The sequence below is a fragment of the Stenotrophomonas sp. YJH_SMC_65 genome (assembly GCF_059369475.1).
The window spans coordinates 83,649-107,245 of record NZ_JCAFSR010000012.1 but is presented as its reverse complement, the minus strand read 5'-3'; the positions used below and the strand labels follow the sequence as shown (position 1 = coordinate 107,245).

At 65.6% G+C, this 23,597-nt stretch carries 33 protein-coding genes; 5 read left to right on the top strand and 28 right to left on the bottom strand.

Annotated elements, in window-relative coordinates; all coding sequences use genetic code 11:
- Positions 1 to 2: 2 nt before the first annotated feature.
- From AC5P7A_RS19190 to AC5P7A_RS19090, 21 genes are all read right to left on the bottom strand, one after another.
- Positions 3 to 713: a hypothetical protein gene (locus AC5P7A_RS19190; protein WP_495220494.1), complete on the bottom strand. Its 711-nt coding sequence runs from the start codon at positions 711 to 713 to the stop codon at positions 3 to 5.
- Positions 713 to 1,201 carry a hypothetical protein gene (locus tag AC5P7A_RS19185; protein WP_495220493.1) on the bottom strand — a complete coding sequence of 163 codons (489 nt, stop codon included), beginning with the start codon at positions 1,199 to 1,201 and terminating at the stop codon, positions 713 to 715. Before AC5P7A_RS19185 ends, AC5P7A_RS19190 begins: the two co-directional genes overlap by 1 nt.
- A complete protein-coding gene (locus tag AC5P7A_RS19180) occupies positions 1,198 to 1,686 on the bottom strand; it encodes a hypothetical protein (protein ID WP_495220492.1) in 489 nt (162 codons plus the stop codon). Before AC5P7A_RS19180 ends, AC5P7A_RS19185 begins: the two co-directional genes overlap by 4 nt.
- Complete coding sequence (locus tag AC5P7A_RS19175; protein WP_478441444.1) at positions 1,686 to 2,261, bottom strand: hypothetical protein; 576 nt, start codon at positions 2,259 to 2,261, stop codon at positions 1,686 to 1,688. The genes AC5P7A_RS19180 and AC5P7A_RS19175 overlap by 1 nt, the downstream gene beginning before the upstream one ends.
- Positions 2,258 to 3,217 carry a hypothetical protein gene (locus AC5P7A_RS19170; RefSeq protein WP_197644276.1) on the bottom strand — a complete coding sequence of 320 codons (960 nt, stop codon included), beginning with the start codon at positions 3,215 to 3,217 and terminating at the stop codon, positions 2,258 to 2,260. The genes AC5P7A_RS19175 and AC5P7A_RS19170 overlap by 4 nt, the downstream gene beginning before the upstream one ends.
- Entirely contained in the window at positions 3,214 to 5,205 is a 1,992-nt protein-coding gene (locus AC5P7A_RS19165) for a hypothetical protein (RefSeq protein ID WP_495220491.1), read from the bottom strand. The genes AC5P7A_RS19170 and AC5P7A_RS19165 overlap by 4 nt, the downstream gene beginning before the upstream one ends.
- Positions 5,205 to 6,005 carry a hypothetical protein gene (locus AC5P7A_RS19160; protein WP_495220490.1) on the bottom strand — a complete coding sequence of 267 codons (801 nt, stop codon included), beginning with the start codon at positions 6,003 to 6,005 and terminating at the stop codon, positions 5,205 to 5,207. Before AC5P7A_RS19160 ends, AC5P7A_RS19165 begins: the two co-directional genes overlap by 1 nt.
- Positions 6,002 to 6,748: a phage adaptor protein gene (locus tag AC5P7A_RS19155; protein WP_495220489.1), complete on the bottom strand. Its 747-nt coding sequence runs from the start codon at positions 6,746 to 6,748 to the stop codon at positions 6,002 to 6,004. Before AC5P7A_RS19155 ends, AC5P7A_RS19160 begins: the two co-directional genes overlap by 4 nt.
- A gap of 66 nt (positions 6,749 to 6,814) precedes the next feature.
- Positions 6,815 to 7,360, bottom strand: coding sequence for a hypothetical protein (locus AC5P7A_RS19150; protein WP_495220488.1), 546 nt, complete (start codon positions 7,358 to 7,360; stop codon positions 6,815 to 6,817).
- Positions 7,361 to 7,410: 50 nt separating this feature from the next.
- Positions 7,411 to 7,653: a hypothetical protein gene (locus AC5P7A_RS19145; RefSeq protein ID WP_100449760.1), complete on the bottom strand. Its 243-nt coding sequence runs from the start codon at positions 7,651 to 7,653 to the stop codon at positions 7,411 to 7,413.
- Between the two features lie 79 nt (positions 7,654 to 7,732).
- Entirely contained in the window at positions 7,733 to 8,779 is a 1,047-nt protein-coding gene (locus AC5P7A_RS19140) for a phage major capsid protein (RefSeq protein WP_100449759.1), read from the bottom strand.
- Positions 8,780 to 8,991: 212 nt separating this feature from the next.
- Positions 8,992 to 10,149, bottom strand: a complete 1,158-nt coding sequence (locus AC5P7A_RS19135; RefSeq protein WP_495220487.1) for a hypothetical protein — start codon at positions 10,147 to 10,149, stop codon at positions 8,992 to 8,994.
- Between the two features lie 70 nt (positions 10,150 to 10,219).
- Positions 10,220 to 12,547, bottom strand: a complete 2,328-nt coding sequence (locus tag AC5P7A_RS19130) for a hypothetical protein (RefSeq protein ID WP_495220486.1) — start codon at positions 12,545 to 12,547, stop codon at positions 10,220 to 10,222.
- A gap of 51 nt (positions 12,548 to 12,598) precedes the next feature.
- The gene (locus tag AC5P7A_RS19125) at positions 12,599 to 13,966 is read right to left on the bottom strand and encodes a PBSX family phage terminase large subunit (RefSeq protein ID WP_312527231.1); all 1,368 of its coding nucleotides are present in this window, start codon (positions 13,964 to 13,966) and stop codon (positions 12,599 to 12,601) included.
- The gene (locus AC5P7A_RS19120) at positions 13,963 to 14,421 is read right to left on the bottom strand and encodes a terminase small subunit-like protein (RefSeq protein ID WP_495220485.1); all 459 of its coding nucleotides are present in this window, start codon (positions 14,419 to 14,421) and stop codon (positions 13,963 to 13,965) included. Before AC5P7A_RS19120 ends, AC5P7A_RS19125 begins: the two co-directional genes overlap by 4 nt.
- Positions 14,411 to 14,725 (bottom strand): hypothetical protein, encoded by a 315-nt coding sequence (locus AC5P7A_RS19115; RefSeq protein ID WP_495220484.1) that lies wholly within the window; start codon positions 14,723 to 14,725, stop codon positions 14,411 to 14,413. The genes AC5P7A_RS19120 and AC5P7A_RS19115 overlap by 11 nt, the downstream gene beginning before the upstream one ends.
- On the bottom strand, positions 14,718 to 14,924 hold the full coding sequence (locus AC5P7A_RS19110) for a hypothetical protein (protein WP_495220483.1): 207 nt from the start codon (positions 14,922 to 14,924) through the stop codon (positions 14,718 to 14,720). The genes AC5P7A_RS19115 and AC5P7A_RS19110 overlap by 8 nt, the downstream gene beginning before the upstream one ends.
- A 163-nt stretch (positions 14,925 to 15,087) precedes the next feature.
- The gene (locus AC5P7A_RS19105; RefSeq protein ID WP_495220482.1) at positions 15,088 to 15,528 is read right to left on the bottom strand and encodes a hypothetical protein; all 441 of its coding nucleotides are present in this window, start codon (positions 15,526 to 15,528) and stop codon (positions 15,088 to 15,090) included.
- Positions 15,529 to 15,563: 35 nt separating this feature from the next.
- Positions 15,564 to 15,764: a hypothetical protein gene (locus tag AC5P7A_RS19100; RefSeq protein WP_495220481.1), complete on the bottom strand. Its 201-nt coding sequence runs from the start codon at positions 15,762 to 15,764 to the stop codon at positions 15,564 to 15,566.
- Positions 15,761 to 16,099, bottom strand: coding sequence for a PDDEXK family nuclease (locus AC5P7A_RS19095; protein WP_495220480.1), 339 nt, complete (start codon positions 16,097 to 16,099; stop codon positions 15,761 to 15,763). The genes AC5P7A_RS19100 and AC5P7A_RS19095 overlap by 4 nt, the downstream gene beginning before the upstream one ends.
- Complete coding sequence (locus AC5P7A_RS19090) at positions 16,096 to 16,419, bottom strand: hypothetical protein (RefSeq protein WP_495220479.1); 324 nt, start codon at positions 16,417 to 16,419, stop codon at positions 16,096 to 16,098. Before AC5P7A_RS19090 ends, AC5P7A_RS19095 begins: the two co-directional genes overlap by 4 nt.
- A 41-nt stretch (positions 16,420 to 16,460) precedes the next feature.
- Here AC5P7A_RS19090 and AC5P7A_RS19085 point away from each other — a divergent pair, with 41 nt between their 5' ends.
- Positions 16,461 to 17,195, top strand: coding sequence for a hypothetical protein (locus AC5P7A_RS19085; RefSeq protein WP_495220478.1), 735 nt, complete (start codon positions 16,461 to 16,463; stop codon positions 17,193 to 17,195).
- 2 nt (positions 17,196 to 17,197) lie between these two features.
- On the opposite strand, the gene AC5P7A_RS19080 is transcribed toward AC5P7A_RS19085, so the two are convergent.
- The 7 genes from AC5P7A_RS19080 to AC5P7A_RS19050 all read right to left on the bottom strand — a co-directional run bounded on the left by AC5P7A_RS19080 (position 17,198) and on the right by AC5P7A_RS19050 (position 21,621).
- The gene (locus tag AC5P7A_RS19080) at positions 17,198 to 17,602 is read right to left on the bottom strand and encodes a recombination protein NinB (protein ID WP_495220477.1); all 405 of its coding nucleotides are present in this window, start codon (positions 17,600 to 17,602) and stop codon (positions 17,198 to 17,200) included.
- Entirely contained in the window at positions 17,599 to 17,778 is a 180-nt protein-coding gene (locus AC5P7A_RS19075; protein WP_495220476.1) for a hypothetical protein, read from the bottom strand. The genes AC5P7A_RS19080 and AC5P7A_RS19075 overlap by 4 nt, the downstream gene beginning before the upstream one ends.
- Positions 17,778 to 19,190: a replicative DNA helicase gene (gene dnaB, locus AC5P7A_RS19070; RefSeq protein ID WP_495220475.1), complete on the bottom strand. Its 1,413-nt coding sequence runs from the start codon at positions 19,188 to 19,190 to the stop codon at positions 17,778 to 17,780. The genes AC5P7A_RS19075 and dnaB overlap by 1 nt, the downstream gene beginning before the upstream one ends.
- On the bottom strand, positions 19,187 to 19,990 hold the full coding sequence (locus AC5P7A_RS19065) for a hypothetical protein (RefSeq protein ID WP_495220474.1): 804 nt from the start codon (positions 19,988 to 19,990) through the stop codon (positions 19,187 to 19,189). The genes dnaB and AC5P7A_RS19065 overlap by 4 nt, the downstream gene beginning before the upstream one ends.
- Positions 19,991 to 20,008: 18 nt before the next feature.
- On the bottom strand, positions 20,009 to 20,515 hold the full coding sequence (locus AC5P7A_RS19060; RefSeq protein WP_346601478.1) for a hypothetical protein: 507 nt from the start codon (positions 20,513 to 20,515) through the stop codon (positions 20,009 to 20,011).
- A 520-nt stretch (positions 20,516 to 21,035) separates the two neighbouring features.
- Positions 21,036 to 21,365, bottom strand: coding sequence for a hypothetical protein (locus AC5P7A_RS19055; RefSeq protein WP_495220473.1), 330 nt, complete (start codon positions 21,363 to 21,365; stop codon positions 21,036 to 21,038).
- Positions 21,355 to 21,621 carry a hypothetical protein gene (locus tag AC5P7A_RS19050; protein ID WP_495220472.1) on the bottom strand — a complete coding sequence of 89 codons (267 nt, stop codon included), beginning with the start codon at positions 21,619 to 21,621 and terminating at the stop codon, positions 21,355 to 21,357. The genes AC5P7A_RS19055 and AC5P7A_RS19050 overlap by 11 nt, the downstream gene beginning before the upstream one ends.
- 52 nt (positions 21,622 to 21,673) lie before the next feature.
- Between AC5P7A_RS19050 and AC5P7A_RS19045 the strand changes: the two genes are divergently transcribed.
- The 4 genes from AC5P7A_RS19045 to AC5P7A_RS19030 all read left to right on the top strand — a co-directional run bounded on the left by AC5P7A_RS19045 (position 21,674) and on the right by AC5P7A_RS19030 (position 23,540).
- Positions 21,674 to 22,135, top strand: coding sequence for a helix-turn-helix domain-containing protein (locus tag AC5P7A_RS19045; RefSeq protein WP_495220471.1), 462 nt, complete (start codon positions 21,674 to 21,676; stop codon positions 22,133 to 22,135).
- A gap of 7 nt (positions 22,136 to 22,142) precedes the next feature.
- Positions 22,143 to 22,505, top strand: coding sequence for a hypothetical protein (locus AC5P7A_RS19040; protein ID WP_495220470.1), 363 nt, complete (start codon positions 22,143 to 22,145; stop codon positions 22,503 to 22,505).
- Positions 22,502 to 22,921: a surface-adhesin E family protein gene (locus AC5P7A_RS19035; RefSeq protein WP_495220469.1), complete on the top strand. Its 420-nt coding sequence runs from the start codon at positions 22,502 to 22,504 to the stop codon at positions 22,919 to 22,921. The genes AC5P7A_RS19040 and AC5P7A_RS19035 overlap by 4 nt, the downstream gene beginning before the upstream one ends.
- Before the next feature lie 145 nt (positions 22,922 to 23,066).
- Positions 23,067 to 23,540, top strand: coding sequence for a hypothetical protein (locus AC5P7A_RS19030; protein ID WP_495220468.1), 474 nt, complete (start codon positions 23,067 to 23,069; stop codon positions 23,538 to 23,540).
- Positions 23,541 to 23,597: the final 57 nt, after the last annotated feature.

Genomic DNA, 23,597 nt, shown 5'->3' with positions numbered 1-23,597 from the left:
AGTTACCCGCCGTATGCGGCACCGCCGCCGTAGAGGTTGAAATTCGCGTCCCGATTCGCCTGGCGCCTCGCCGCTTCCTCCCGGCGGTTCTTCACGAACCCGCCGATGGTCGCGAACTGGTCGCCCAGCTGCTCGCCGAAGGCCTGAGACCTCGCGTTCTCGAAGTTGGAGCGCAGACCGGCCGCAGCCTGCGACGCAGCTGTGGTTGCGTCCAGGCCAGACGTCGCCAGCTGGATGAGGCGTGCACGGGAATCCTGATCGGCAGCTTCGAGCTGCGCGCCGGCGCCCTGCGCCCTGCCCTCGACGTTGATCAGGCCCCGGTTGTACTCGTCGGTAAGCCTGCGGTTCTGGTCGACGTTGACGCTGCCGCCGGACAGTCCGCCGCGCGCCAGCGAGAACTTCAGCTCGCGCGCCGCATCGGTATTCTGCCGGTTGAGGTCTTCCTTCAGCTTCGACCGGGTTGCCGATACAAAATCGGCGATGTCCTTGGCCCGACGCGGGTTGTCGAACACCTGGTTGATGCGGCCCTGAGCCTCCCGAATCCGCTCCTGGCGTTCCATCTCCATGCGCGCGGCCACGTCCGCAGCCGACTCGCCCTGCTTGGCCGTCTTGGTCAGGCCCAGCGGATCGAGGAACTTGCTGGCACCGGACTTCTGGATCAGGCCCGTCGGGTCTGCCCAATTGCCCTTGCCGATATTGCCGCCGCCGGCCATCAGCCTGCCTCCTTGACACGTGCGAACAGGACCGCGTCGTCGCCATTGGCGCAGTAGCGGCTCAGGGTGGCTTCACGGTGGTAGCCCAGCGAACGCTCGTACCACTCGAACGTCTTGTCGCGGCCGGCCTGGCCGTAGAGCTGCAGGCGGTGTACGTTCGGCTCGGCCAGCATCCGATCGTTGAGCTTGCGCGTGATCTTGGTGATGGCGCGCCAGTGTTTCTCCCAGCCGGCCATCGTGCCCAGCTGCCAGCCCTCCCACACGCCAGGTCGGACCTGCCAGAATCCGCCGGCAACCACAGGCACGCCGTCGGCCAGCAGGACGAACTTCGGGCCGGGCACGGCCGCCATCTTCAGGATCGCCTGCTGCGGGTCGTACTCGGCCGCGCCGGTCATGGCCAGGTCCTGCGCGATCTCGTCCGGGCGCATGTTGCGCGCCAGGTAGGCCAGATCCTCAATCAGGACGTCGCTGGAGGCGGTGACAGTCATGGGCCGTTTGCCAGGTCGAAGAAGCTCAGCGACGCCTGCGTCAGCGCCCACTTCTTGCCCGGCGCGAAGTCCACACGCAGGCTGAAGGTCGGCGCCGACATCGGGAACGGGATCACCCCGCCCGGCAGCGTGTCGGGGTCGACCGTGTACTGGTCGGTGAACGCGGCAAGGTTCCGCTGGTCGTAGCCGATGCTGATGCTGGGCGTGCCCTGGCTCACGATGTCGAAACCCTCCATCATCTTGGTGACGCTCGGCGTCCCGAAGTCCAGCCACGGCCACCAGACCGTGCCACCGAACGGGATCGACTCGCCGCCAACGTCGTCGCCCAAGGCAAAGTCGCTGACTGCGCTGATTTCGTCCCCGTGCCGGATGTAGAGATCATTCCCCAGCTGCGCGAAGGCATCCACGGAGAATGGGAACAGGTAGCGGCTCCAAGCCCCCTGCTTACCCGAGCGCATCGTGTAGACGAACACCGTCGACTGCATCACGCACCTCCGAAGCCGAACTGGAGCCGGCCACCCGTGGACATGCAGAGCGTGGCCAGGCCGCCGCAGGGGGGATTGGCGCTCATCAAGTACTCGGTCTGGTAGCGGTCACGCTGCTGGCGGTAGTAGAGGGAGCCCGCACGCAAGTAGCCCAGAATCACGTCGGAATTGCTGGTCTGGGTCGGCCGCTTGTCGTCCAGCGTCAGGCGCGGGTTGATCGCTCCCGGGAATGAGGTGAACACCATGCCCGGCACCGAGCTGTCGTACCACCACAGCCACGCCAGGCCCGACTGCACGAACGCAATGGCCGGCTGCATGTTCTGGTCGAAGGCCAGCGCCACCGACGTGATTCCCGGCCGGATGAACGCCGGTTGTTCGCTGCCGCCGTCCGGGCCCAGGTACACCACGTCGCCATCCACGCGCACGCGCCACAGCTTCACCCGCAGCCCCTGCGAAGCGTCGTTCAGCGCCACGCCGCCCATCTCGAAGTCGATCAGCGGCTGCAGCGTCGAATTGACCCGCTCGACGTTGGGCGCGGGCACCGGTGTGGTGGAGAGGCCGCCAGCGGGGATCATGGGGTGTAGCGCCCCCAGCTCATGCGTACGGTGAAGGTCGCCTTGAACGCGCTGGTCTTCGGGAGCTTCGGAGAGACGCCCCAAGCCCACGCACCAGCGAACTGGAATGTGGCGGAAGCGGCGAAGAACGCACCTATCCCGCCCGCTACGTTGCCGTCGTTGAGGTCGAAATCCATGCGGAAAGAGCGCTGGTAGGTGCCGGCCGTATATGCCTGCGGATTCATGCTTGTGCCGACCACCGGTGACACGGGCATCGAGCCCTGCGCCGGAAGATCCGCCATCGCCTGTGGCCCGTAGGACGCGAAATTGCCGGAGGTGACATTGAACGCGATGCCATAGCCGAGGTACTGAGACCAGCGGGTGTCATAGGTGGCGTTCGTGAGGGGGCGTGCCGTCCAGGTGTAGGTGGTACCGGCGATGACAACTGACCCAGTTGCGTCTGCCAGCGTGGGGTACACGCGGAGCTCGTAGGTAACGTCAAGAACTTCGTCAGCCAGGACGGTGATCGTTGTCGGATTACCACCTCCATCCAGAATGAGCGCCCGGCTGAACAGAGCTCCGACAGCGTCAGCTGACACCCCAACCTCCGCCAGGGTTCCAGCGGCACTTCCTGCGGAGAAGCGGATTGTGCGGCGATGCCAGCCATAGAACGTACCCGTCCGATTCACGCCGTCGGTGTCTGATTGCTGGGTGCTGCTGACTGCAATCTGCGCCACAAGCGCAGTATCGGAGAACGCCGGAGCAGTGTTACCTGATCCCACGCGGCAGTAGCCGTAGACGGGGTTGGAGCCTGTCGTTCCGAGCAGGTCCAAGCCAGCGTTGGTGATCAGGTTGGGGAACCAATCGGCGGCAACCCGGCGGCTGCCCGGCACCTCCTCGCCCTGGGCATCCACTCGGAATGCCTCGATCTTGTACCAACCGGCCACTCCGTTGTGCGCGTGCAGGACGTTGTTCATGTGAGGGTGCCTCCTTCGACACTGGAAGACATCCCGATGCCCTCGGGTGCCATGGTGGTGGTGATCAGAATCTGCTGCAGGGTTCCGGCGACGACTGCGGATGCAATCGACACCGATTCCGGCGGCACGCTGTACCCCAGCAGTGTGTTTCGCAGCGTTCCGGCTTCAACGGCGCTGGCAAAGCTCATGGACTCGATTGCGGTGTAGTTCTGGAGGATCGGCCGGAATGTCCCAGCCTCCACCGAGGAAGCGAGTGACACGGCCTCCACCGGCACGTCGTAGCTGTGGTAGATGTTGCGGAAGGTCGCCTCTACGACATCGGATGCAATGCCCACCGCATCGATACCGCCATCGACCGGATACAGGCGGGTCGTCAGGTACTTGAAGAAGCCGTCGCTGCCGGTGCGGTTCTCGGTCAGCTCTGCGGTGTCGCCGAGCGCATCCGTGGCGCGCACCGTCCAGACAGCGTCGCCACCGTTGGCGATCTCACCCGTGACCAAGCCGCTGCCATCCATCGATAGGCCAGACGGCAGCTGGCCATCCACGATCTCGACCTGGTACGGCGGCAAGCCCCCGGCGATGACGTAGGGATAGTTGATGGTGTCGCCGCAGCCAGCGGCTGGCAGCCGGCCATACACACCCAGCACCGGCGGCGGGTAGTTAGGGAAGGCCAGCAGGTACTGGCCCGCACCCGGGTAGTAGGTCGCCAGCGGCGGCGTGCCGTTGCGGTCGGCGTAGAGCATCGCCTGCTGCACGAGGATGTCGATCGGCGCCCCGACATCACCAGAGGCAAGATTCTCCGCAGCGTTGGCGATGCCGACCGAGCGGACACCGAGCGCGGCCAGGTAGAACAGGTCATTGGCCACAGGGACAGCGGCGTGCTGCCACGTTGAACCGATGCCGTCCATCTGGTCCAGGATCGCCATCGCGGCCGGATCCGGGTCGACCTGCCAGTTCTGGAAACTGCTGGCGTTGAGTGCGACCAGGTTGGCGCGGTACTGCTGCAGCACCGCCATGTTGTTCGCATTGGCCTGCTGCAGGCCGGTCGGCAGGTAGCCCGCGTCATCAGCCGTCGACCAATCCAACGGGTTGGCCGTGGCGCTGTAGCGCACGATGTCCTTGTCCGCCGCGAACACCTTGCTGGCGACGATCGCCACCACCTTCGAGCGGGGGCATTTCTCGTCCTCCACGCGGCGGGACACGGCGCGCCAGTTGATCGAGCCGTCCTGCACCATGGCGCCAATGTCGGTCGGCCACACGGGCTCGGTCGCACCGCTCACGTAGCGCGGCGAGGCCGTCCAAACCACGCGACTGGTGGTCACGGCTTCCCAGATCACCTCGTTGTCGATGACCTGCTGGCCGAGGATGCCCGGCCAGGCCGGCTCGCTACTGCCTGAGGTACCCGACTCCGTCTGCACCGCCTTGTAGACCAGCCCTTCGGGCAAGCCTGCGGTGGCTCCGTTCACAACGAGGTTGTCGCCGAAGATCTCGTGGTTGTGGGTGGCAACCGAGGTGAGATGGATCGCCGCGCGCGCGTAGGCTGCCGAGGCAGGCGCGGTCGACGTAACAGTGGATGGGTGCCATGCCCCGTTGGATCCGCTGTCGACCGCATTGCCCTTGTCGGTCTGCAGCAGCGTGTTGAACGCGTCGTACCAGCGGACTTCCGCCCAGCCGGCGGTTTCGCCGGCGGAAGATGCGCCCTGCTGGATCATGCAGGTTGCCGTCAGCTGCGCACCGACTGGCACCACCAACTGCGCGTTGTTCAGCGCGACACCGTCGGGCTTGTTGCCGGGCAGCACCACACACCGCGGACTGCCATAGCCACCGCTGGTCGAGTAGGCAGCATCACCCGAGAACGTCCACCCCGTCGGCCCTTGCTCAAAGTAGCCGTTGATGACCTGCGGGTTGTTCGGTGCCGGCTGGGTGATGGGCTGGACCAGATCCCCGGGCAAATACAGGGTGCCAGGCTGCCAGACGGGAGCGGCCATTACTGCGCCTCCTGATTGGCGTAGCGCCATGGGCTGTTGCCGCCGCCGCTGCCGTAGCGGTCGGTCACATCCGGCGGAAGCTGGTTGCCGGACTGCTCGCCCGGGATTGGCGTCGGGTTGGCCACGTCGCTGTCTTCGAACACGGTTGCGCCGGACGATGCCGGCCAGGACGGCTCGATGGCGCCAGAGCGCGGCGCGGGACCGAACACGTCGGTGACCGTGTAGGAATAGCCGTTGTCGACGGTGGGCACGACCTTGTCACCCAGCGCGCGTGCGACGTTGCGCACCCACACCTGGAACTGCTCGGTGCCGCTGTCCAGCTGGTAAGCAATGCCGTTCGGGTCGGTTGGCGTGACCAACGACCCCGGCAGATAGATCTTCCCCGGCTCCCATGTCGTGCCGCGCTGCAGCCAGTAGTGGAAGACGTCGCCATTGACGAACTCGGGCACCACATACAGGTAGCCGAGGAACGGGCCGGCGAAGTGGATTTCCTTGATCGGCAGATCCGGGGTGTTCGGGTGCTTCAGCACCTCACACTCGACCACCGGAGTACTGGCCGCGATGGTCTGCGGCTCATGGCTGAAGACGATCAGCTTGCCGTCGTAGGCGCACAGGCCCTTCGTCGCACCGGTGGGGAGCGTGTTCTTGTTCTTGGTGCCCGGCCGCGACCGCGGCACGCCGTCCTGATCGACGTAGCCGTTGACCAGGTCGTAAAGGGTGTTCGGGTCTGCCCCGCCCTTCGTCCGGAGCCGGTTGATACCGCCCTTGGAGGCGTTGAGGGTGACAATGCGGCCGGTCACTGGAACGGCACCTCCGGGCGAGGCGGCACGTAGACGCCCTCACCCGCCGGCGGCCCGGGGATGTACCGCGCCGTGGCGTGGGTGCCTGCAACCAGATTGGTGATCATCACCTCCAGCTGCTGGATGTAGGCCTGAGCGTCCGCCTGCCGGTAGTGCGCCTTGCCGTTGGCCAGCGCCAGCAGGAACACGATCTCGCTGTCGATCGTGGTCCGGTCCGTGTCCTCGGTGAAACGGTTGAGGTCGAACTTTCCCTTGATGACAAGGTTGCCCAGCGTCTCATCGGGCGCCGGCCAGATCTCGATGCAGTTGCGGAACTCGAAGCGCTGCGGCAAGCCGGTCAGCTCGCTGGTCGTGTAGCTACGTGGGTTGATGCCCTGATGCATCTCGGACCAGACGCCATCACGCTCACGGCCGACCCAGGTCACCTTGCGCGGATCCAGCGTCGCCGGGCAGGACTGCGGGGCATTCTTCTCGTCGTTGTCCGGGTAGTCGTACAGGCGCTGGCCGGCGACCAGCGGCCAGGAGAACCATCGCTCGTTGCGGAACTCGCCGGTCGGGCGCCGGAACAGTGCCACCTGCGCGCTATGCAGGAAATCGTTGAGCAGCTCCTTCATGCCCGGCGGCGGGTTGTTCGCCTGCGCGGCAAAGCCCAGCCGGATCATCAGCCGCTTGCGCAGTTCTGCCAGCGTGGCGTTCCCGTCGGTGCTGGAGCAGGCGCACTGGATGCCGTCGGTGATGCTCATGGGAGCCCTCTTGTGGAGACGGGCCGGGTTCCCCCAGCCCGTCGGGTTACCGCGTGGTGCTGGCGATCAGCCGCCCAGGGTGCCGGCGCCGGCCTGCGCGGCGTCGTACAGCGCCTGCAGTTCGGCCTTCGGCGCGTTGCCCTTGTGGTCGATGCCCAGGCGGGTCAGCTCTTCGCGCAGCTCGGCATGGGTCAGCTCGGGCTGGTCGTCGCCATCGCCTTCCGGCGCGGGACGGCTCAGGCTGGCGGCGGCGGTCGGGCGCGGCGGCAGCCGGCTTTCGATCACAGCCTCGGACTGCTTGCTGAAAGTGTCCTTGCCGACATCCATACCCAGCTCGGAAGCGACGTCGCGGGCGCCGCGCGGGAACACCTGGTCCACCACCGGCCGGTACTTGTCGGTGTACTTGGTGTAGATGCGCTGCAGTTCCTGCGTGGCGTTGTTCGGCAGCTCGAACGCGAAGTAGTCCGGGTCGGTCACGACCACGTTGTCCTCGCCGTGGATCAGCTCCAGGATCGGCAGCTCATGCTTCGGAAACGAGTCGGAGATCGTGACGTACTCGCTGCGCTGGATCGTCGCCTGCACTACCGGGACGATGATGGTTTCCTTGCTCATGTTCCCTCCTCGGGAATGGGTGAGCGGCCCCGTATAGAGGCCGCAGAAGGTCAGCCAGCCGCCATGTAGACGGTGCCGGCAGCGGACAACTTGATCCACTGCGGCAGGTTCTGGACCTCGGTCTGCCCGTTCGCAGCCAGGGTTGCCAGCGTGGTGTACGTGCCGGTCTCGGTATCCGAGCCCTGCAGCGTTGCGGCGGTGTCGGCGAAGTTGGAGAAGGTGGCGCTGCCGCCGCGCAGGAACGGGCTGTTGCCGGTCTTGAACGCGGTGTTGGTGATCGGGGTGGACTTCATGGGGATGGCTCCTGTAGCCGGATGGGGTTCCCATGAGCGCCCGGCCGGAGCCGGGACACTCGGATCAGGCCATGCCCGATCAGGCGATGGACAGCACGGCGTGGACGTTGCGCTTCTTGGCCGTCATGCCGTACTTGTTGGTCTGCGCGTAGTAGGTCACGTAGCGGTCCGGCAGCTTTTCCGGCTTGCGCTTCTTCATCCAGTGGCCCTTCAGCGGGCGGAACTTGATGAAGTTGCGGTTCAGCAGGTAGCAGCGCTTGGTCCACGGGTAGGTGATCGCGCCCAGGCGAGCGTCCAGCAGTTCGAAGGTCGGATCCCAGATCAGCTCGATGCCCTTGTAGAACACGCGGGTGATCGACGGATCCATGCCGGTGCCGCCCTGCTGGTTGACGATGATCTGCCGGTCAACCTTGGTGGTGGTCTCAGCCTTGTAGGCGTTGAGGAACGCCTGGCCGCAGCGGATGTCGGTCGGCATGGCGCCGCCGTAGCGGATGCAGGCATCCCACATGGCGTCCAGCGCTGCGACGATGCCGCCCGAGGCGATGGCCATGCTGGCGTTGTTGCGCCAGTAGGTGCTGGTGCTGGCATTGATGCCGCCGACGATGTCGCCGGTGCCCGGGGTGGTCGAGACGATGTGGTCCAGGCCCGGAACGGCCTTGGCCGACTGCGAACCGTTCTGCAGGGTTTCCAGCGCCAGGCCTTCCTGCAGGCCATTCTTCATGGCGGTCCAGCTCGACTGCAGCAGGTTGACCAGCTGCTCCTTCTCCGACGAGGAGGGAACGCCGGCGCCGGAGTCATCGATGGTGATGCCGGCCGCGATCAGGCGGTCTTCATCGAACCAGAAGCCCTCGTGGTTGCTGTAGTACTGGAACTTGGCGAAGCGGTTCGGGTCACGCTCGTTGTAGGTGACCTGGTCGGCGCCGCTGTAGTTCTGGTAGTTGCTGTCGTTCGAGATGAACAGCTTCTCGTTGTAGATGCCGTTACCGAAGTACGACACCTCCTTATTGCTGACCAGCAGGTCCAGGGTGGTGTGGGCGATGTTGATCTGGTCGATCGGATCGTTGGTCGCGTAGGACTCGAGCGAGTAGTTCGCGCCCTGCGCAATCTGCGCGGTGGTGAACGGCATGAGGGTGTCCTCGAAGGGGAATGGGTGTCTTGCTTCCATCCACGTTCGAGGGGGGCGAGGCCTCTCACTGCCCTACCGGGCGCGACTCCGGCGTACTGCTGCGTGGCGCGGTTGTCAGCCGCAGGGCCAGATTGCCCTTGTTGCGGGATGCGTCAACGGACACAGGAAACCCCGCCGTAGCGGGGTCTTGTCAGGACAGAGCTTGGCTCTGCTCAGCCGTTGGTGGCCTGCTGGATACCGTACTCCAGCGCGTCCATCGGGCTGGCGAAGGTGGTCGGGTCCATCGCCGGACGCGGGCCGCTCGGGCGCACCGGACCCGGGCGCGGCTGGACCGGCGCGGCGGGCGCGGCAACGGCCGGCGCTGCCGCCTCCGGCGTCTGGATGCGCGCATAGGCCAGCGCCGTTCGCTGTGCCCATTCGCTGGGATGGTACTGCTCGCGGATCTGGCGAACGGCCTCGTTCAGCTGCGGGCGCTTTGCCGCATAGCTGGGGTCTTCCTGCGCCATCTCGGCGTCGAACTGCTGCAGCCACTGGATGCCCCGCTGTTCGGCCTGCTCCGCTGCCTGCTGGCTCTCGGTGCGCTGTCGCTCGACATTACCCGTGTAGGCGGCGCGGTCACGCTGACCGGCGATCTCGACAGCACGGGCGCGCGGCAGATCGCCGGCCTCGACCTCGGCACGCAGGTCCTGGTGGTTGGCCAGCGGGTCATGGATGCCCGGCGCCTCCTTGCCGAGCATCTTGGCGAGCGCGGCATACTCCTTGCCCATGACCTCGTAGGCTTTCTCGGCTGCGACCAGATCGCCCTGCTGCGCCTTGCCGATCAGGCCCAGGTAGTCAAGCGCCATGCCGTACTGCTCGGGGCTGGCGCCGGTCTCCACGACCATCTGCACCATGTCCTCGCCGACCTTGGAGCGCTGGACCAGCTCCGGCAGGCGGGCCACATCTTCGATGCCGGCCGCCTTCATGGCCTCGCGCAGCGGCGCCAGCTCCTTGATCTCGGCGGCCATGCCGCGGAAGCGCTCGGCTGACTTCTCCTTCAGGCCGAGCGCGGTGATCTCCGCCTCGGTGTCGGCGTCGGGCTGCTGCTCATCCTCAGCTGCGGCAGGCGGCTGACCATCGGCCGGGGGAGCGCCATCCTGCGGCGTTGCCGGCGGCTGGCCGTCAGCGGGCGGAGCTGCGGCCGGGTCGTCTGCCGGGGGCGTATCCGCATCGGCGGCCGGGGCCGCATCCGCCGGCACTGCATCAGCGACCGGTGCCGCCTCGGCATCAGCAGCGGCAATGCCGGCGTCCAGTGCTGCCATCACGTCGGCGGCCTGGTCGGTCGGGGTGGTGTCCGGCGCAGCGGCCGGGGTGTCTGCGTCGACGTTCATCACTTGCTCCAGGTTGCGAATACCCGCCAGATGGCGAGCGTCAGTGGGTGGTAGCGCATCTCAGTTCCTATCAGGCTGCTGCAAGGGGATCGGCGGCAGGTGCGCCACCGGGGGGCGCGGGCGGAACGGGCGGCTGCTGGCCACCATTTCCACCCTGCGGAGGCGGCGCGCTGCCGGGAACTGCCTGTGCGGGCATGGCCGGCTGAGTGCCGTCGTTCTGGGGGATGAGCTGGTCGATGTCGAAGCGCTCGCCGCTGCGCTCGGCGGTCAGGCGCATGAGCTGCTCCAGCGCGTCGGCGATTGCGTCGGGCGACGCGCCTCGCAGCTGGCCGATCTGGGTAATGCCGGTCTGCAGCAGCGGCAGCAGGTTGGCCCACGACTGGCGCTCCATCGCGGTGTTCGGCTTGCCAGAGGAACCGGCGCGGATCTCGATGCGGACGAACTCTGCCAGGTCGTCCGGCCCCATGTAGGGCGGCCAGAATGCGGTCGGGCCAGCGATAAAGCGCACGTCCTCGTCGGTCAGGTAGACGCGGGCGATCTGGCAGGTGTATTCGGCCAGTTCGCTCAGGACCGATTCCATGTTGTCGCGGCGGCTGCTGCTGCGCGCCTGGAAGCCCTGCTGCTGGATGTCCGCCTCGGTGGCGGTCTTGGCCGTGTTGATGGAGCCCGTCAGCGCCTCCTGCACGCCCCAGATGCGCTCCAGCTCGGCCAGGATGCGCGTGCGGTCGTAAACCGCCGGGTCCATCGGCGGGTAGGTGATCGGGACCAACAGCGTGCGCAGGTCTGCGTTCGGCTGGGTCACGTTGAGGGGGACCATCTCGCCGGTGTCAGCCTTGGCGAGCTTGGTCGCCTCTTCCGCCTCCATCGCGCCTGCGTGGAACGCCGTCTTGGGCTTGATGCGGCGGCGATGCTCGGTCTCGGCCGAGCCGATGCGGTTGTACTCGTCCATGAGCTTGGTCGAACGGCTGACCAGGCTCTGCGGGTGGCGCTGGCCGTCCACCTCGGACGTGCAGATCACGAAATACGGGTAGAACCGGGTCGTGGCCGGCGGGTTGAATGCTGGCTTGACCCAGAACGGCACGCCGGTGATCGCGGTCAGGACGGTGTTGCTCTCCGCGTCCCAGATCTCGATGCGGCGCACGTAGCACCCATTGGCGCCACCGTCGGTGTTCGTGGTGTAGGCATCGGCCTCCTCAGCCGTGGCCGCGTTGCCGGTCAAGCCGACGCTCTCGTTCTTGCCCATGCACGGCTTGCGCGGTGCGTAGCGCACGGCCTTGCGCAGGATGTTCTCGGCGTTGCCGTCCTTGTCGAACTGCGCCAGGTATGGACCATGCTCGGCCAGCGCGTCCTCATAGGACGGATATGAGATCTCGGCGTTCCAGGGCGCATCGACGTGGTTGGCGATGGTGAAGCCCGGCGCGACCTGGAAGTTCTCGCCGGCCACGTTGTCGATCGCGTAGCCGCGGGCGACCACGCGCTCGGCCCCGTTCCGGATGGCGGCCAGCTGGCGCTCCAGGTCGGCGATCTTGGCCTCCTCGTTGTTCCCGAACACGCCCTTGACCGTGTCCCACGCACGGGCGCCATAGCCGGCGGTGCCGTCTTCCAGCTCCTTCTGCAGCGCCTTGGCCCGGGCGATGTTCTGCTGCAGGTCGTTGATCGCGGTCTGCGTCTCGGGCGAGATCTCGGTGCGCTCCTGCCACGTCGCCTTCAGCACCCCGGGGCCGATGGTCAGCGACGATCGGACCCACGGACGGCCCCGGCGCTTCAGCTGCGCGTCCTTCCACATCTGGGTGCCGACGGCCTCCAGCGTCTCGGCAAACTGCTTCATCTCCCGCGAGCGCTTGGCGTACTGCTTGCGCAGCTTCAGGACCTCGTCGGCCACCAGCTTCTCCACCACGCCGGTGGCCAGGTAGCTCTCCTGCGCCTGCTTGCCCTGCTCGAAAGCCTGTTCCGGTGGCACACCCATGGCCGTTTGCTGCGCGGCAATCTGCCGGCCGACCTCCATCGCGTCCTGCTCGGCCTGCTGCTGGATCCCTGCCATCACCTGCTCGTCGGACTCGATGATGTCCCGCAACTGCTCAGGCGTTGGCATGCGGTGCGCTGGGCCGGGCGACACGTCGAAGTCCGGGTTGCGGGCGTAGAGGAACGCCTCCTGGATGTCGATATAGGTGCCGATCAGGTTGGCATCGACCAGGAAGCCGGAATCGCCGCGTGCCTGGCGCCGGTCCTTCACGTACTGCTGCCGGGCGTCCTTGTCGAACTCGCGGGCCTCCTCGAAGCGGGCCATCCAGCGCTTCACGTCGGCCTGCATGCGGCTGATCTGCTTGGCGCGCGCCGGATCGGGATCAGCGGCGGCCGCGATCCCGGTTTCGAGTGCTGCGATGGGTTGGTCTGCCATGGTCGGGCCGGTGTGCGAACTGGCCCCAAGGTGCCCGAGCTGCCGGAGGCATCAACGGTAGTAGCGCGCTGTCTTCTCGTCGTCGTCGCGGTCGGCGGCGTCGCGCTGCTTGAACCACGGATCGGTGAACGGCGCGGGCGGAGCCGGCTTTGCCTCGGGCGGCAGGCTGCCGTCGGCCATCAGGTCGATGCCACGGCCGAACAGGCTGCACACGTCAACCATGTCGTCGCGGCGGCCGTCCTCACCGGTGAAGGCGCACAGCTGGTCGATCAGCCTGTCGCCCCATTCGGTGTTCGGGATGTGCACCGAGCCCGTGGCAGCGCGGGCAGCGAAGCCCAGAGCGCGGTCGGCCTTGCTGCCGGCACTGGCCAGCGGTACCCGGTGCACGAACGTCTGCGTGGCCTTGGCCGCGCGGCGGATAGCGCCGTCGGTGGTGCGAAGGATGACGCCCATCTCCTCGAACGCCATCACCGGCTTGTTGCGCCGGCCCATCTGCATCAGGGCGGCGATCCACACGGACGGGTCCTCCTGTCCGCTCCACCAGTCCACGAACCACATGTCGCCCACGTGGTCGAGGCCAGCACAGCCATGCTCGGTCCAGTCGGGATCGGCCTCGGGGTCGTCCGGGTCCGGCGCGCCAGCGTAGTCGCTGGCCAGGTACTTGCGCAGCCCCTTCGGCTCGTCGCCCAGATTGAAGCGCTTGAACCAGTGCCGCTTGAACAGGATGCCGGCCTTGGCCCGTGGCTGGCCGCCGAAGATGTGGTCGTGCAGGTCCTGCGACACGGCCAGCGTCTTCAGCCGCTCGGTCTCCATGGCGGGGTTCCACCACGGGTTATCCAGCCAGTTGATCTGGATGACGATGGCGTCCGGGTCATCGCCCAGCACCCAGCGCTTGTAGGCGTAGTCGTCCTGCTGATCAGGGTTGAAGGTCACCCAGATCTCGGCGCCGGTCGTGCGGACGATGGTCGGGATCAGCTTGTTCCAGCTGTTGGCCGAGACGTTGGACGCCTCCTCCACCCACACGATCGTCGCACCCTCGAACGACTTGATGCTGTCGGCAGTGTGGTCCTGCAGGCCCGTGAAGCTGAACGTGGAGCCGGTCAGGATGCAGGTGATCTGGTCCTCACCCTGCTTGTTGATCTTGAAGTAGGCCGAGAGGCCCATGCGGTTGATGTAGTCCTCGATCACCCGCTTGGAGGACTGCGCAATCGACTTCTGGATCTCGCGCACGCACAGGATGCGGTGCTTGGCCTGCATCGACAGCATCACCAGGATCTGCGCCACGGTGTGCGACTTCGCCGAGCCGCGTCCGCCGTACAGCACCTTGAACTGCTTGGGCTTCAGCACCGGCAGTAGCTTGGCCGGGATGTGCACCGGGGTGTGCGGTGCCAGCGGGTTCGGCTGGGCCGACACGGTCACTCGCCCTGCTTGGCCGGGACCACGCCCATCACGTAGAACGGCGGCGGGGCCGGCAGCTTCTCGCCGTCGGCATCGGCATGCTGGACCTTGTCGCCCCACTTCTTGGGCGAGCGCCTGGCCATCTGCCACTTCAGCACGTCGATCATCACCCGCTTCTGATCAGGGGCGATGCTCTGGTCGAAAGCGATCTCGCGCATGCGCTCGGCGTCCAGCTCGTCGCCCTGTTCGCGCGCGCGGGCGTACATCTCGCGGAACTCTTGGCGCTCAGCCAGCCAGCGATAGGCCGTAGCCTCCGAAGGCATGCCGGGCTGCTTCAGGGCGTCTCGCAGGGTTTTATGCTCAGCGATGTAGGCGCAGATCTCTGCCGCCAGCTTGGCGCTGTAGGTGCTCGGCCGCCCACCAGCCGACTTGCTCGGCTTCTTGGCCGTGCTGGCCTTGGGCTGCTTACCGACCATTGGCGGCCTCTGTGGCCTTCAGCCGCTCCAAGACCTTGGGCAGGCGCTGGATCAGATCTTCCACCACGGCAATGTCGTCAGCCAGGAACGCGTCTCGAGTGGCCTTCTCGGCTTTCTCCTTCTCGACCTGCTCCGCTACAACTTTGGCGGTGTAACGGGCGCCCTCCCTGATCTGCTGGTCTCGTGGGCCGTAACCGTCGTACCAGAGGCGGATAACATCTTCCACATCGCCGCCGGAGCGCACGCATTCCGTTACTGCTTTGACCAGCTGCTCCTTCTCGACACTGGACAGCCAATCAGCCATTGGCCACCTCCGCCTGCAGCCGTACCTGCCCCTGCCGGGTGATGCCGAAGCGTTCGTCCTGCTCCTGCGCGTAGCCGTGGCTCACCAGCGAGTCCAGCAGCGAGTCGCCGCCGCGGTGGTGGTCTCGCCACTCCTGGCGGGTCAGGCTGAACTGGCCGGCCAAGTGCTGCAGGCCCTGCGTGATCGGGTCCAGGCTCACGACAGGGCCTCCTCGGTCCCACGGGCGATGAGTGACACGGCACCGGCGTGGCAACCGGTACCGCCGCCGCAACGCGGCAACCCGCTCCCTCGGCGCTGGCTGTTACCCACCTGCCAGCTGGGGCTACCGATACCTGCCTCGGTAGAGGGCCGCATGTACGCGGTCACGCGGCGCGCCCAGACAGGTCGAACAGGTCGAGCTGCACGGGCATGTGCCGCTTCCGTGGCGCCGGCTTGGCGATGCCCAGATGCTCCAGCATGTCCTCCAGCACGTTCGCGAAGGCCTCGGCGGTCACACGGGGAAAGCTGTACTTGCCCACCAACCACGGCCAGTACGGAGACTTCTCGCCCTTGCGGGCCATCTCCACGGCCACCGGCTTGTCCTCGGCCAGGACGAACGCCTGCGAGGTCTCCGGGTTGATCAGTAGGAAGCTGGCTACCGTGCATCCGCGCTGGTTCTCTGCGATTCGTGGAAGGATGGCGTTCAGGGCATCTGCCGGGTTGGTCGGGTCGACCACGCAGACCACGCGCGGCTTCCAGACCTGCCGGAACGGAACACCCTCAGTTGTACCGGTGCGGCGCGGAGCTTCAACGGATGCGGCCATGTTTCGACCTCCGGTGCGGGGTTGGGATACCTGGCTCATGGGCGTGCCTTCCTACGGTTGATCTCGCGGCGCATCAGCTGCGCCTCGGTCTTGAACGCGCGGGCCTCGTGCAGCACCTCGCGCACGTCGTAGCCCTGCCGGTGCAGGCTGAAGATCTCGTCGGCCAGGGCGTGGTCCAGCCGGGCGACGATCTCCAGTTCCGGCGTCGTGTATTGGCTGAAGGTGGGGATGCTCAAAACTCCTCCATGAGCCAGCCACCGCCGCGGTTCTTCGCGACGGCCTTGAATGCGATGAACCGGAACGGGTACTGGCCTGCGGCTACCTTGATCTTCACTCGAGCGTCGTCGGTCCAGAACCCTTTGACCTCGTGCATCTCCATGACACCGTCACCGCTCATGACGGCGAAGTCCGGCGTGTAGAACGTGTTGTCGGCCAGGCGCAGCTTCACGCCCTCAAACCGGTACCACTCCACGTCTCCGGTTGTCCGCAGGCGCTCCAGGTGCTGGGCGTAGGCCTGCTCGGTCTTGTTCATCTGGCCGGCCGGCATGCGGCCACGGGCGAAGCGGGTCATGCGCGCACCCGCAGGTAGCCCTGCTGCCACAGCTGCAACATGGTCAGGTCGTGGGCCCGCTGCCAGATCTCGGCCTTCTCCTCGCGGGTGAAGCGCTTCCCCTGGTCGAGCTCGCGGTGGCAGCTCCGGCACCCGCTGGCGAAAAAGCAGTCATGCGCCTTGATGCTTCCGCCCTTGCCGTGGCGGGACTGGTTGCTGTGGCACGGCTCGCCCGGGCCGCCCTCGCACACCCCTTCGATCTGCAGGGTGCAGTTGAGCTGGTAGGCGAGGTCCAGCAGGGCGCGATCGCGGTAGTTACCGTGCATCAGATAGCCCCCCATGACGGGTAAAATCGTCCCAACAGCAACCCAATGAGAGAGAAATGGAATTCCATCATCGAGACGCCCTGGTAACCGGAGTGGTGGGGATTTTGTGCGGCGCTGTTATCGGCTCGGGATACATGGGATTCGTGTTCCCATTCATTCACTCCGAGAATGCAGCCGATTGGTTCTCGGGCCTCGGCACCTGGGTGGTGGGCATAGCAGCTACTGTCCTTACGCTTCAGCAGCACAATGCAAAGACGAAGGCAGAGGAGACGGAACAGGCACGCCTGCTTTTTGAGCAGAAGGCGAGCGAAGATCGACTCGCCGCTGACGCGGAAGAGCGGAGGCGTCAAGAGAACCAACAGCAGTTCGCGGATATGGCCAAGTACAGAACCGCAGTGGGCCGCTTGCAACTGCCTCACATGTTCTTTCAAACGGATGCAAAAGACATCTCTGCCCTTTCGCCAGACGACATCCACGCCTTGGCGAGAACGATCAAGGCCAGCATCCCTGCTCTCCCATTGCCGACCGGTAGTTTTGTGCTTCCGGTAGAAATGATCCCTAGGCTGGCTTCGATGGAAGTTGCAGGGAGCCTCTGCTCTTCTCTTTGCGACGGACTTTTGTCCGAAGGCAGTCCACCGCCCTTCTCCAACGTCAACGCTCCTTTCATGCTGTCCATCAGGAAGAAGATCAATGAGATCGCATCGGCTGCGAGCTCTCTTAACAAGCAGGCAACAGCCATCGCATCTACAATCGACGGAATGCTCGCCGAGCAAGCCACGCGCCTGAGTTGACATCACGCGGCCTCTGCAAAGTCGTTAGGGTTGTGGCCGAGTCCGAGCAAAACCACGTCCGACCAACGCACCGGCTTGGCCGAGAGTCCTTGTTCGTCGGGGTGATCGCCGATTTGCAGGAGGGCTGTGATCGCCTCAGCTGCCTGCGAGCGGGACAGTTTCAGGCTGGACCCTCCCAGCATGATGAAGCCCTGCGCACCCTCGCCTCTGTCGATGGCAGGCATCATCCTCCAGCCCAAGATTGTCCCGGCGACCATGTGGCGCCAGTCGTCCTTGCTTAGGCGGTTGCCGTGCCATGACAGTTGCGCGGCAAGGTCGCCACAGACGGCGTTTAGCATCCTGCGCTGCTTGTCAGTCATTCCACCTGGGCCATCCAGCTTCCAGTCATTCGGTGAAATCGCACTCATCCCCGCCTCCTCCTGATCTGCTCGTCTCGTTCGTCCCAGCCGGCCAGCCATGCCCGGCGCAGCGCCAGCCTGTCCTCGCCCATGGCGTAGAGCGGGACCGAGTTGCGGTCCTTGTGTGCGTCGCGCATCCACCGGCCGGTCTGGCGGGCGCGTTCCAGTTCATATGCGGGGACCATCAATCCATCCCTCCTGAGCGCCTTCCGCCCGTCTGCTGCTGCGGGATCACCGGGTCTTCGCCGTCGTAGTCGTCGATGCGGCCATAGGCCAACGCGTTGCGGCCCCAGGCGCGGCCGGTCTCGCCCTCACGCTGCTTGGCGATGATCATTTCCACGAAGCCGTCCAGCGGAGAGCGCACACCTTCGCGCTCGCTGTAGTAGTCGTCGCGGTACAGGAACACGATGAGGTCGGCGTCCTGCTCGATGTTCCCCGACTCGCGCAGGTCGGACATCTGCGGGCGCTTGTTCTGCCGGGTCTCCAGCGATCGATTCAGCTGCGACAGCAGCACCACCGGGCAGCACAACTCCTTGGCCAGCTTCTTGAACCCAGCGGTGATGTGGCCGATCTCGACCGTCTCGCGGGTCTTGCCTGGGAGCGGCATCAGGTGCAGGTGATCGATCACCACCAGGTCGATGGCCGCTTTCATCCGCTCGCGTCGGCACCGCGCCACGATCTGCTGCTCAGACAGCCCGGCCGTGTCATCAATCAGCAGGCCGGACGCGTTGAGCTGCTGGGTGGCCTGCGTGACCTTGCTCCAGTTCTCGTCGTCCCTCTCGCCGGGCTGCTGCAGCCATGCCAGCGGGACGTTGGCCAGGGAAGCGATGCCGCGGTTGTAGATGCTGGTGTCGGTCATCTCCAGGTTGAACACCAGGCAGCGCTTGCCACGCAGCGCAGCGGCCACGGCCACGTTGATGGCCCATGCCGACTTACCCATGCTCGGGCGGCCGGCAACGATGACCAAGTGCCCGTCCTGCAGCCCGCGCGTGCGCCGGTTGAAACCGGTCCACGGCGTGAGCAGCCCCAGCGCCTGGCCGTTGTTCTCGACCCGGCGGGCCAGCTCCTGATACCAGCGCTTGCCGATCTCCTTCGCGCCCTTCACCGAGCCGCGCCGGATGCTGGCGATCTCCGACAGCGCCTGCGTGGCGTCCGCGACGATGACCGAGGCGTCCTCCCCTTCCGGGTTGAAGCCCTTGGCCGACAGCTGGCCGCCGATCTCGATCAGCCGGCGCTGGGTGGCCTTGCCCTTCACGATCTCGGCATAGGCGACCACGTTGGCAGCCGAGTGCGTGGTTGCGCTCAGCTCAATCAGGTACGCGCCATCGCCAACCAGCTCCAGCTCGCCACGGTCGGCGAACCACTCGCCCATCGTCACCGGGTCGAACGGCTTGTCGGCGCCGGCCAGTTCCACGATCGAGGCGTAGATCATCTGGTGATCGCGGCCGTAGAAGTCCTCCACCTTCAGCCACTCGGAGACCTTCGGGAACGCCTCCGGGTCCAACATTAGGGCGCCCAGCACGGATTGCTCAGCGTCGCGGGACTGCGGCAGCTGGCGCAGGTCGTCGTGCGGGAAGTCAGCCAGGACCGCGTTCATTCGGCCTCCCCGGCGTCAGCCTCGGCTGCCAGCTTTGCCTGCTTGCCGGCCGTGGTCAGCTGCCAGCTGCCGTCCTCGGTCGGGAACCAGAACTTCGGCCAGTTGCCCTCGACAGCGTTGCGGAACGTCTGGCGCCAGCCGCGCACGCCGGTCTGCCGCTTGTCGGCGTACCGGGCCTTGAACCACCTCCATGCCAGGGCGACGAAGTCGTGAGGCAGGCCGATGCGATCGGCGTAGGCGAACACCGCGTCGTCCACGGGAATCAGGTTCTCCCCTGCCTCCTCGCATTCAGCCCGGAATGCAGCAAAGCTGATCTTGGCCGAGCGCTTGGGCTTCTGCTGCTGACCTTCCCCATCGTCACTTCCCCCCTGTGGGGGGTTAGGGGGGCTTTTATCTTTCCCTTCCTTCCCCTTCCCTTCCCTTCCTACCTGCGTGTCAGTGACGCGTGCCGACGCGTCAGTCACGCGTTCGTTCTCGTCAGTGACGGGAGGATCGGGGAGCGTAGAAGCCGCTTCGCGGGGGTTGATGTGCTGGTGCTTGGCAAACTGCGGGATGAAAGCCAGCCCGTCGCCGTATTGCACGACGAGTCCCGACGCGACAATCTCGCGTGCCAACGCGTCAATGTCGCAGTCGTCCGCCGGAAAGTAGCGCAGCTTGAACGTGCGCGGCTTCCACGTCAGGCGCCCCTCGCGATCTGCCTCACACCACAGGGCCACGTACAGCAGCCGCGCCAATGGCGACAGGCCGCAGATGTCCTCGCTGGTGAAGAACTCGGGTTTGATTGTTCGGATGCGGGCCACTACGCAGCTCCCAACAGGTCAGGCTGCGGCGTAGCCGTGCGCCGGGCTTCCGCCCTGGCCTGCTCGGCCGCGCATCGGGACAGGTGCGCGACGATCTCCTCGCGCGTCATAGGCGGGCTGGACTCGATGACCCGGATGCACTCGTCCAGATGCTGCAGCAGCTCGCGGTTCTTCATTGGCGGACCTCATCAGGTCGGCCAGGCGCTCGACCTCGCAGATGCCGTCAAGGGCGGCCTGCAGGTTGAGGAACTGGCGCAGGAGGTTGGAGCCGGTCGCGGCGCACAGCGGGCCGACCAGCTTCTCGGGGATCGGGCGGACGCCGTTCTGCATCCGCGAGACGTAGGATTTCGACTTGCCGATGCAGGCCGCCACGTACTCCAGCTTGTGGTGGCCGGCGCGGATCATCACGGCCAGCGCGTGCGCCGCCGATTCGATCTGTCGGACGATCTGGGAGGGCGCATCCTTCGGGGCGTGGTGTACGCCGAATGCGAGGGGGAGAGCCTTTTGGTTGCCAGGGGTTGCCATGCGTTGCCTATCGTTGCCAAGCCCTCTCGGGCGGAATAAAGGCCCAACCCACAACGGATTGAGCCAAGTGAATTCAGAGGTGACGCGGTCGAGCGGTGTCGTTGAACTGGTGCCGGTTGCCGGCCGGCTGTTCGTGCTGAGGCGCTACGGGGATCGGGTGCGAATCACCCAGGTGGAGCGAAAGAACCCGCCCGCTCCCGGCAGCGGCACCGTGGTGCCCTTCCCTGCCCGGGGTCGGTGAGGTGGTCATGTCAGGCGCTCAAGGCCAAGGCGGGCGCCCTCTCGCGGTAGGATGCGAATGCCAGTCCGCAACCTGCCAACGAGAGGGATCCCATGAGCATTTGCCCGCACTGCAAGAAGAGCTTCAGCACCGTGACCATTGGCGAAGTAAGCGCGAGCGTTCCGTTCGGGCGAAGGACGTTCAAAGCGCTGTCGTACAACTGCCCGCACATCGGATGCGGGGTTTCCTTGGGCGTCGAAATCGACCCCATTGCAGTTCGCACAGAAATCGTGGCGCAGGTCATCGACGCGCTCCAGGATCCGAAACGGAAGTAGTTCGCCAGCACCCGCATGCACCCGGGTCGCCGCTACCGAGGCAGGTGGCGGCGTGCCCCTTGCAAGGGGCTGTGCCGGTGGCCGTGCTGTCCGACTCGCCGTGGCCGAGGACGCGGTTCAATAGGTCGATTTCTGCAACCTCAGCCACCTGGGCCAGGGTCAGCGCACCGAGCGGACTCAAGTCCTTCTCGGCGTGCAACACCACATGTGCGGAGATCGCATTGCCGTCGGCATCTGCGACCACTCTCAACGCAATCCATCCGAGGTGGATGGTCTTGTTGTCGTCAGGCTGCACGGCCGCCTCCTTCTTCTTGGGCGGCAGCGCGCCGGCGGCGAGCGGCCTTGCGCTCGGTGGTCACGGCGAGATCAACCAGTGCCTTGCCAACCTCGTAGGTCGGCTGCATCAGGCCGCGGCGAATCCGGTTGATGGTGGACTGCCGGGCACCCACAGCAGAGCCAATGCTCTGCTCGGTCAGCCCAGCGGCGCGGAGACGTTCGATGGCGAGTGAGGGGTTCATGACGACGGAAAATATCCCATTCGGGATACGCATGGAATCCCCAAATGCATTTTGTCCGACGAACGGTATGCGGGATCATTCCTGTATGCATGACGACGACCTGCCCCGCCGCAATCTCCGCCACCTGATCAGCCTTCACCGGACCACCGCTGCCGAGGTTGCGGTTGCCTCTGGGGCCGGCCAGTCGTGGGTGAGCCGCTACATGGCGGGGAAGATCAGCAAGCCGAACCCTGAAAAGATGGGCCAGTTGGCCCGGCACTTCGGCGTCTCCACCAGCGACCTCATGTGGATAGATCTGTCGGGCATTGATGAGCCGGTCGCGTCTCAGTCCGTGGGATCGGAGCGGGAGATAGTCGCAGCCGCAGTGAAGCTGGTGAGCGAAATGGAGGCCATGGCGCCTGAGCCGCTCCCCAAGGAGACCTATGCGGATCGCCTGTATGTGGCCATGAAAGTGGTACAGGAGGAAGGTGCCGCTGGGATCATGGACGACAGCAACGTGATCGTTGCCCTACGTCGCTTCGCTGCCGAGCTTCGTAAAACAGGGTGAGGACAGCATGGCGATCAGCGACGAGCGACTGAAGGAACTAGCAGGAGAGATGGCTGAGGCCATGGGGATGAGGCCGCGCAAGGCGTCTGCCCCAACGATCTTGAGGCGTGGCCAGGTCATCCCGTTTCAGAGATCCGGTATGGATGGAGCAACCCGCGCCATCGTCTACGCGCGCATCAGGGACTTGGCCCGCATGTACTGGCTGGCGTGGCTAATCCGCCAGGAAACAGCTCATGTGCGCGGCGTCATCGAGTGCTTGACCGACGACGAGCTGATGGAGCTGAAAGACAAGATGGAGCGAGCCAGGGAATGCCGCGTTGAGGGCATCGGGTTCGATGAGGTGGGCCTTGTAAGGGAGCAGAGGCTATGACAGCAAGGACATTGATTGCGATATTGACTATCGGTGGCTTGATCTTCTCTCGTGGTAACGCACTTGCAGATGAGCCGAGCACCGGGAGATGGCTGTATCTCGGCGAGAATGGGAGCGGCACTCCTGTCAGCGTCGATAAAGAGACTATAGTCAAGAACGATGGCAGGGTGACCGTATGGTTAAAGTTCTCGATCACCGACGCCACCAGGTCATCTTCAATGAAGCCGACCACCACCGAGGTGAAGGTCAGGGCTCGCTACAAATGCGAAGAGATGACGGTCACAACCTTGGCTGTCGAACAGCACGACAACTTAGGCAGAAGCCTATCCAGCGTCCAGCTATCGAGCCCTGAAGAGAAAGCTATTCCTCCCGATAGCGTGAACGAGGTTGTTTGGCGGGGTCTTTGCACGCAGTGACTGGGCAGTAGGTAGATCTCCTACCTACCGTTCGTCGGCTAATGCGTAAAAGTATCCCGTTCGGGATTGCGATTGTATCCCGTTTTGCATATCGTTCTCCCAACGCCGCGACACACCCACTCCCGGGAGCGGCCTGGAGACGAAGATGGCCGCCATCGCATTTGGACTGCCCCGCTCGACCACCCGGACCGGCTATGCGTCGGTCCGCGACCACAAGCGTTCCAGCGAGCTGACCCGGGAAGAGCGCGGCCTGCCGCTGCACCCGGCCAATGCCTTCATCACCTGCCCCGACTGTGGCGGCACCGGCGAACACGTCCGCAACGACAGCGCCAGCGGCGATCCGCAGTGCGAGTGCGGCGTGGCCTGCGGCCGCTGCGGCGGAGAAGGCGAGATTGCCGACGGCCTGATCGACCCGCTGCTGCTGGTGGCGAAGTACCGCAAGGGCCGCTTCAGCTGGGCCATGAGCGAGCGCCGCGCAGCTGACCGCCGGTACCACTACAAACTGTACCGGATGCGCGCCATGCGCCCCTGCAGCGGCCTGGCTGCGGTCGACATGCTGGCCCGGGCGCAGATGTGCGCCAACGACACGGCCCGCGCACTGCAGCAGGTGGCCGCATGACCGCCGCCGAACGCGAGTACCGCCGCAGCGTGCGGGCCACCTGCGTGACCCACTTCC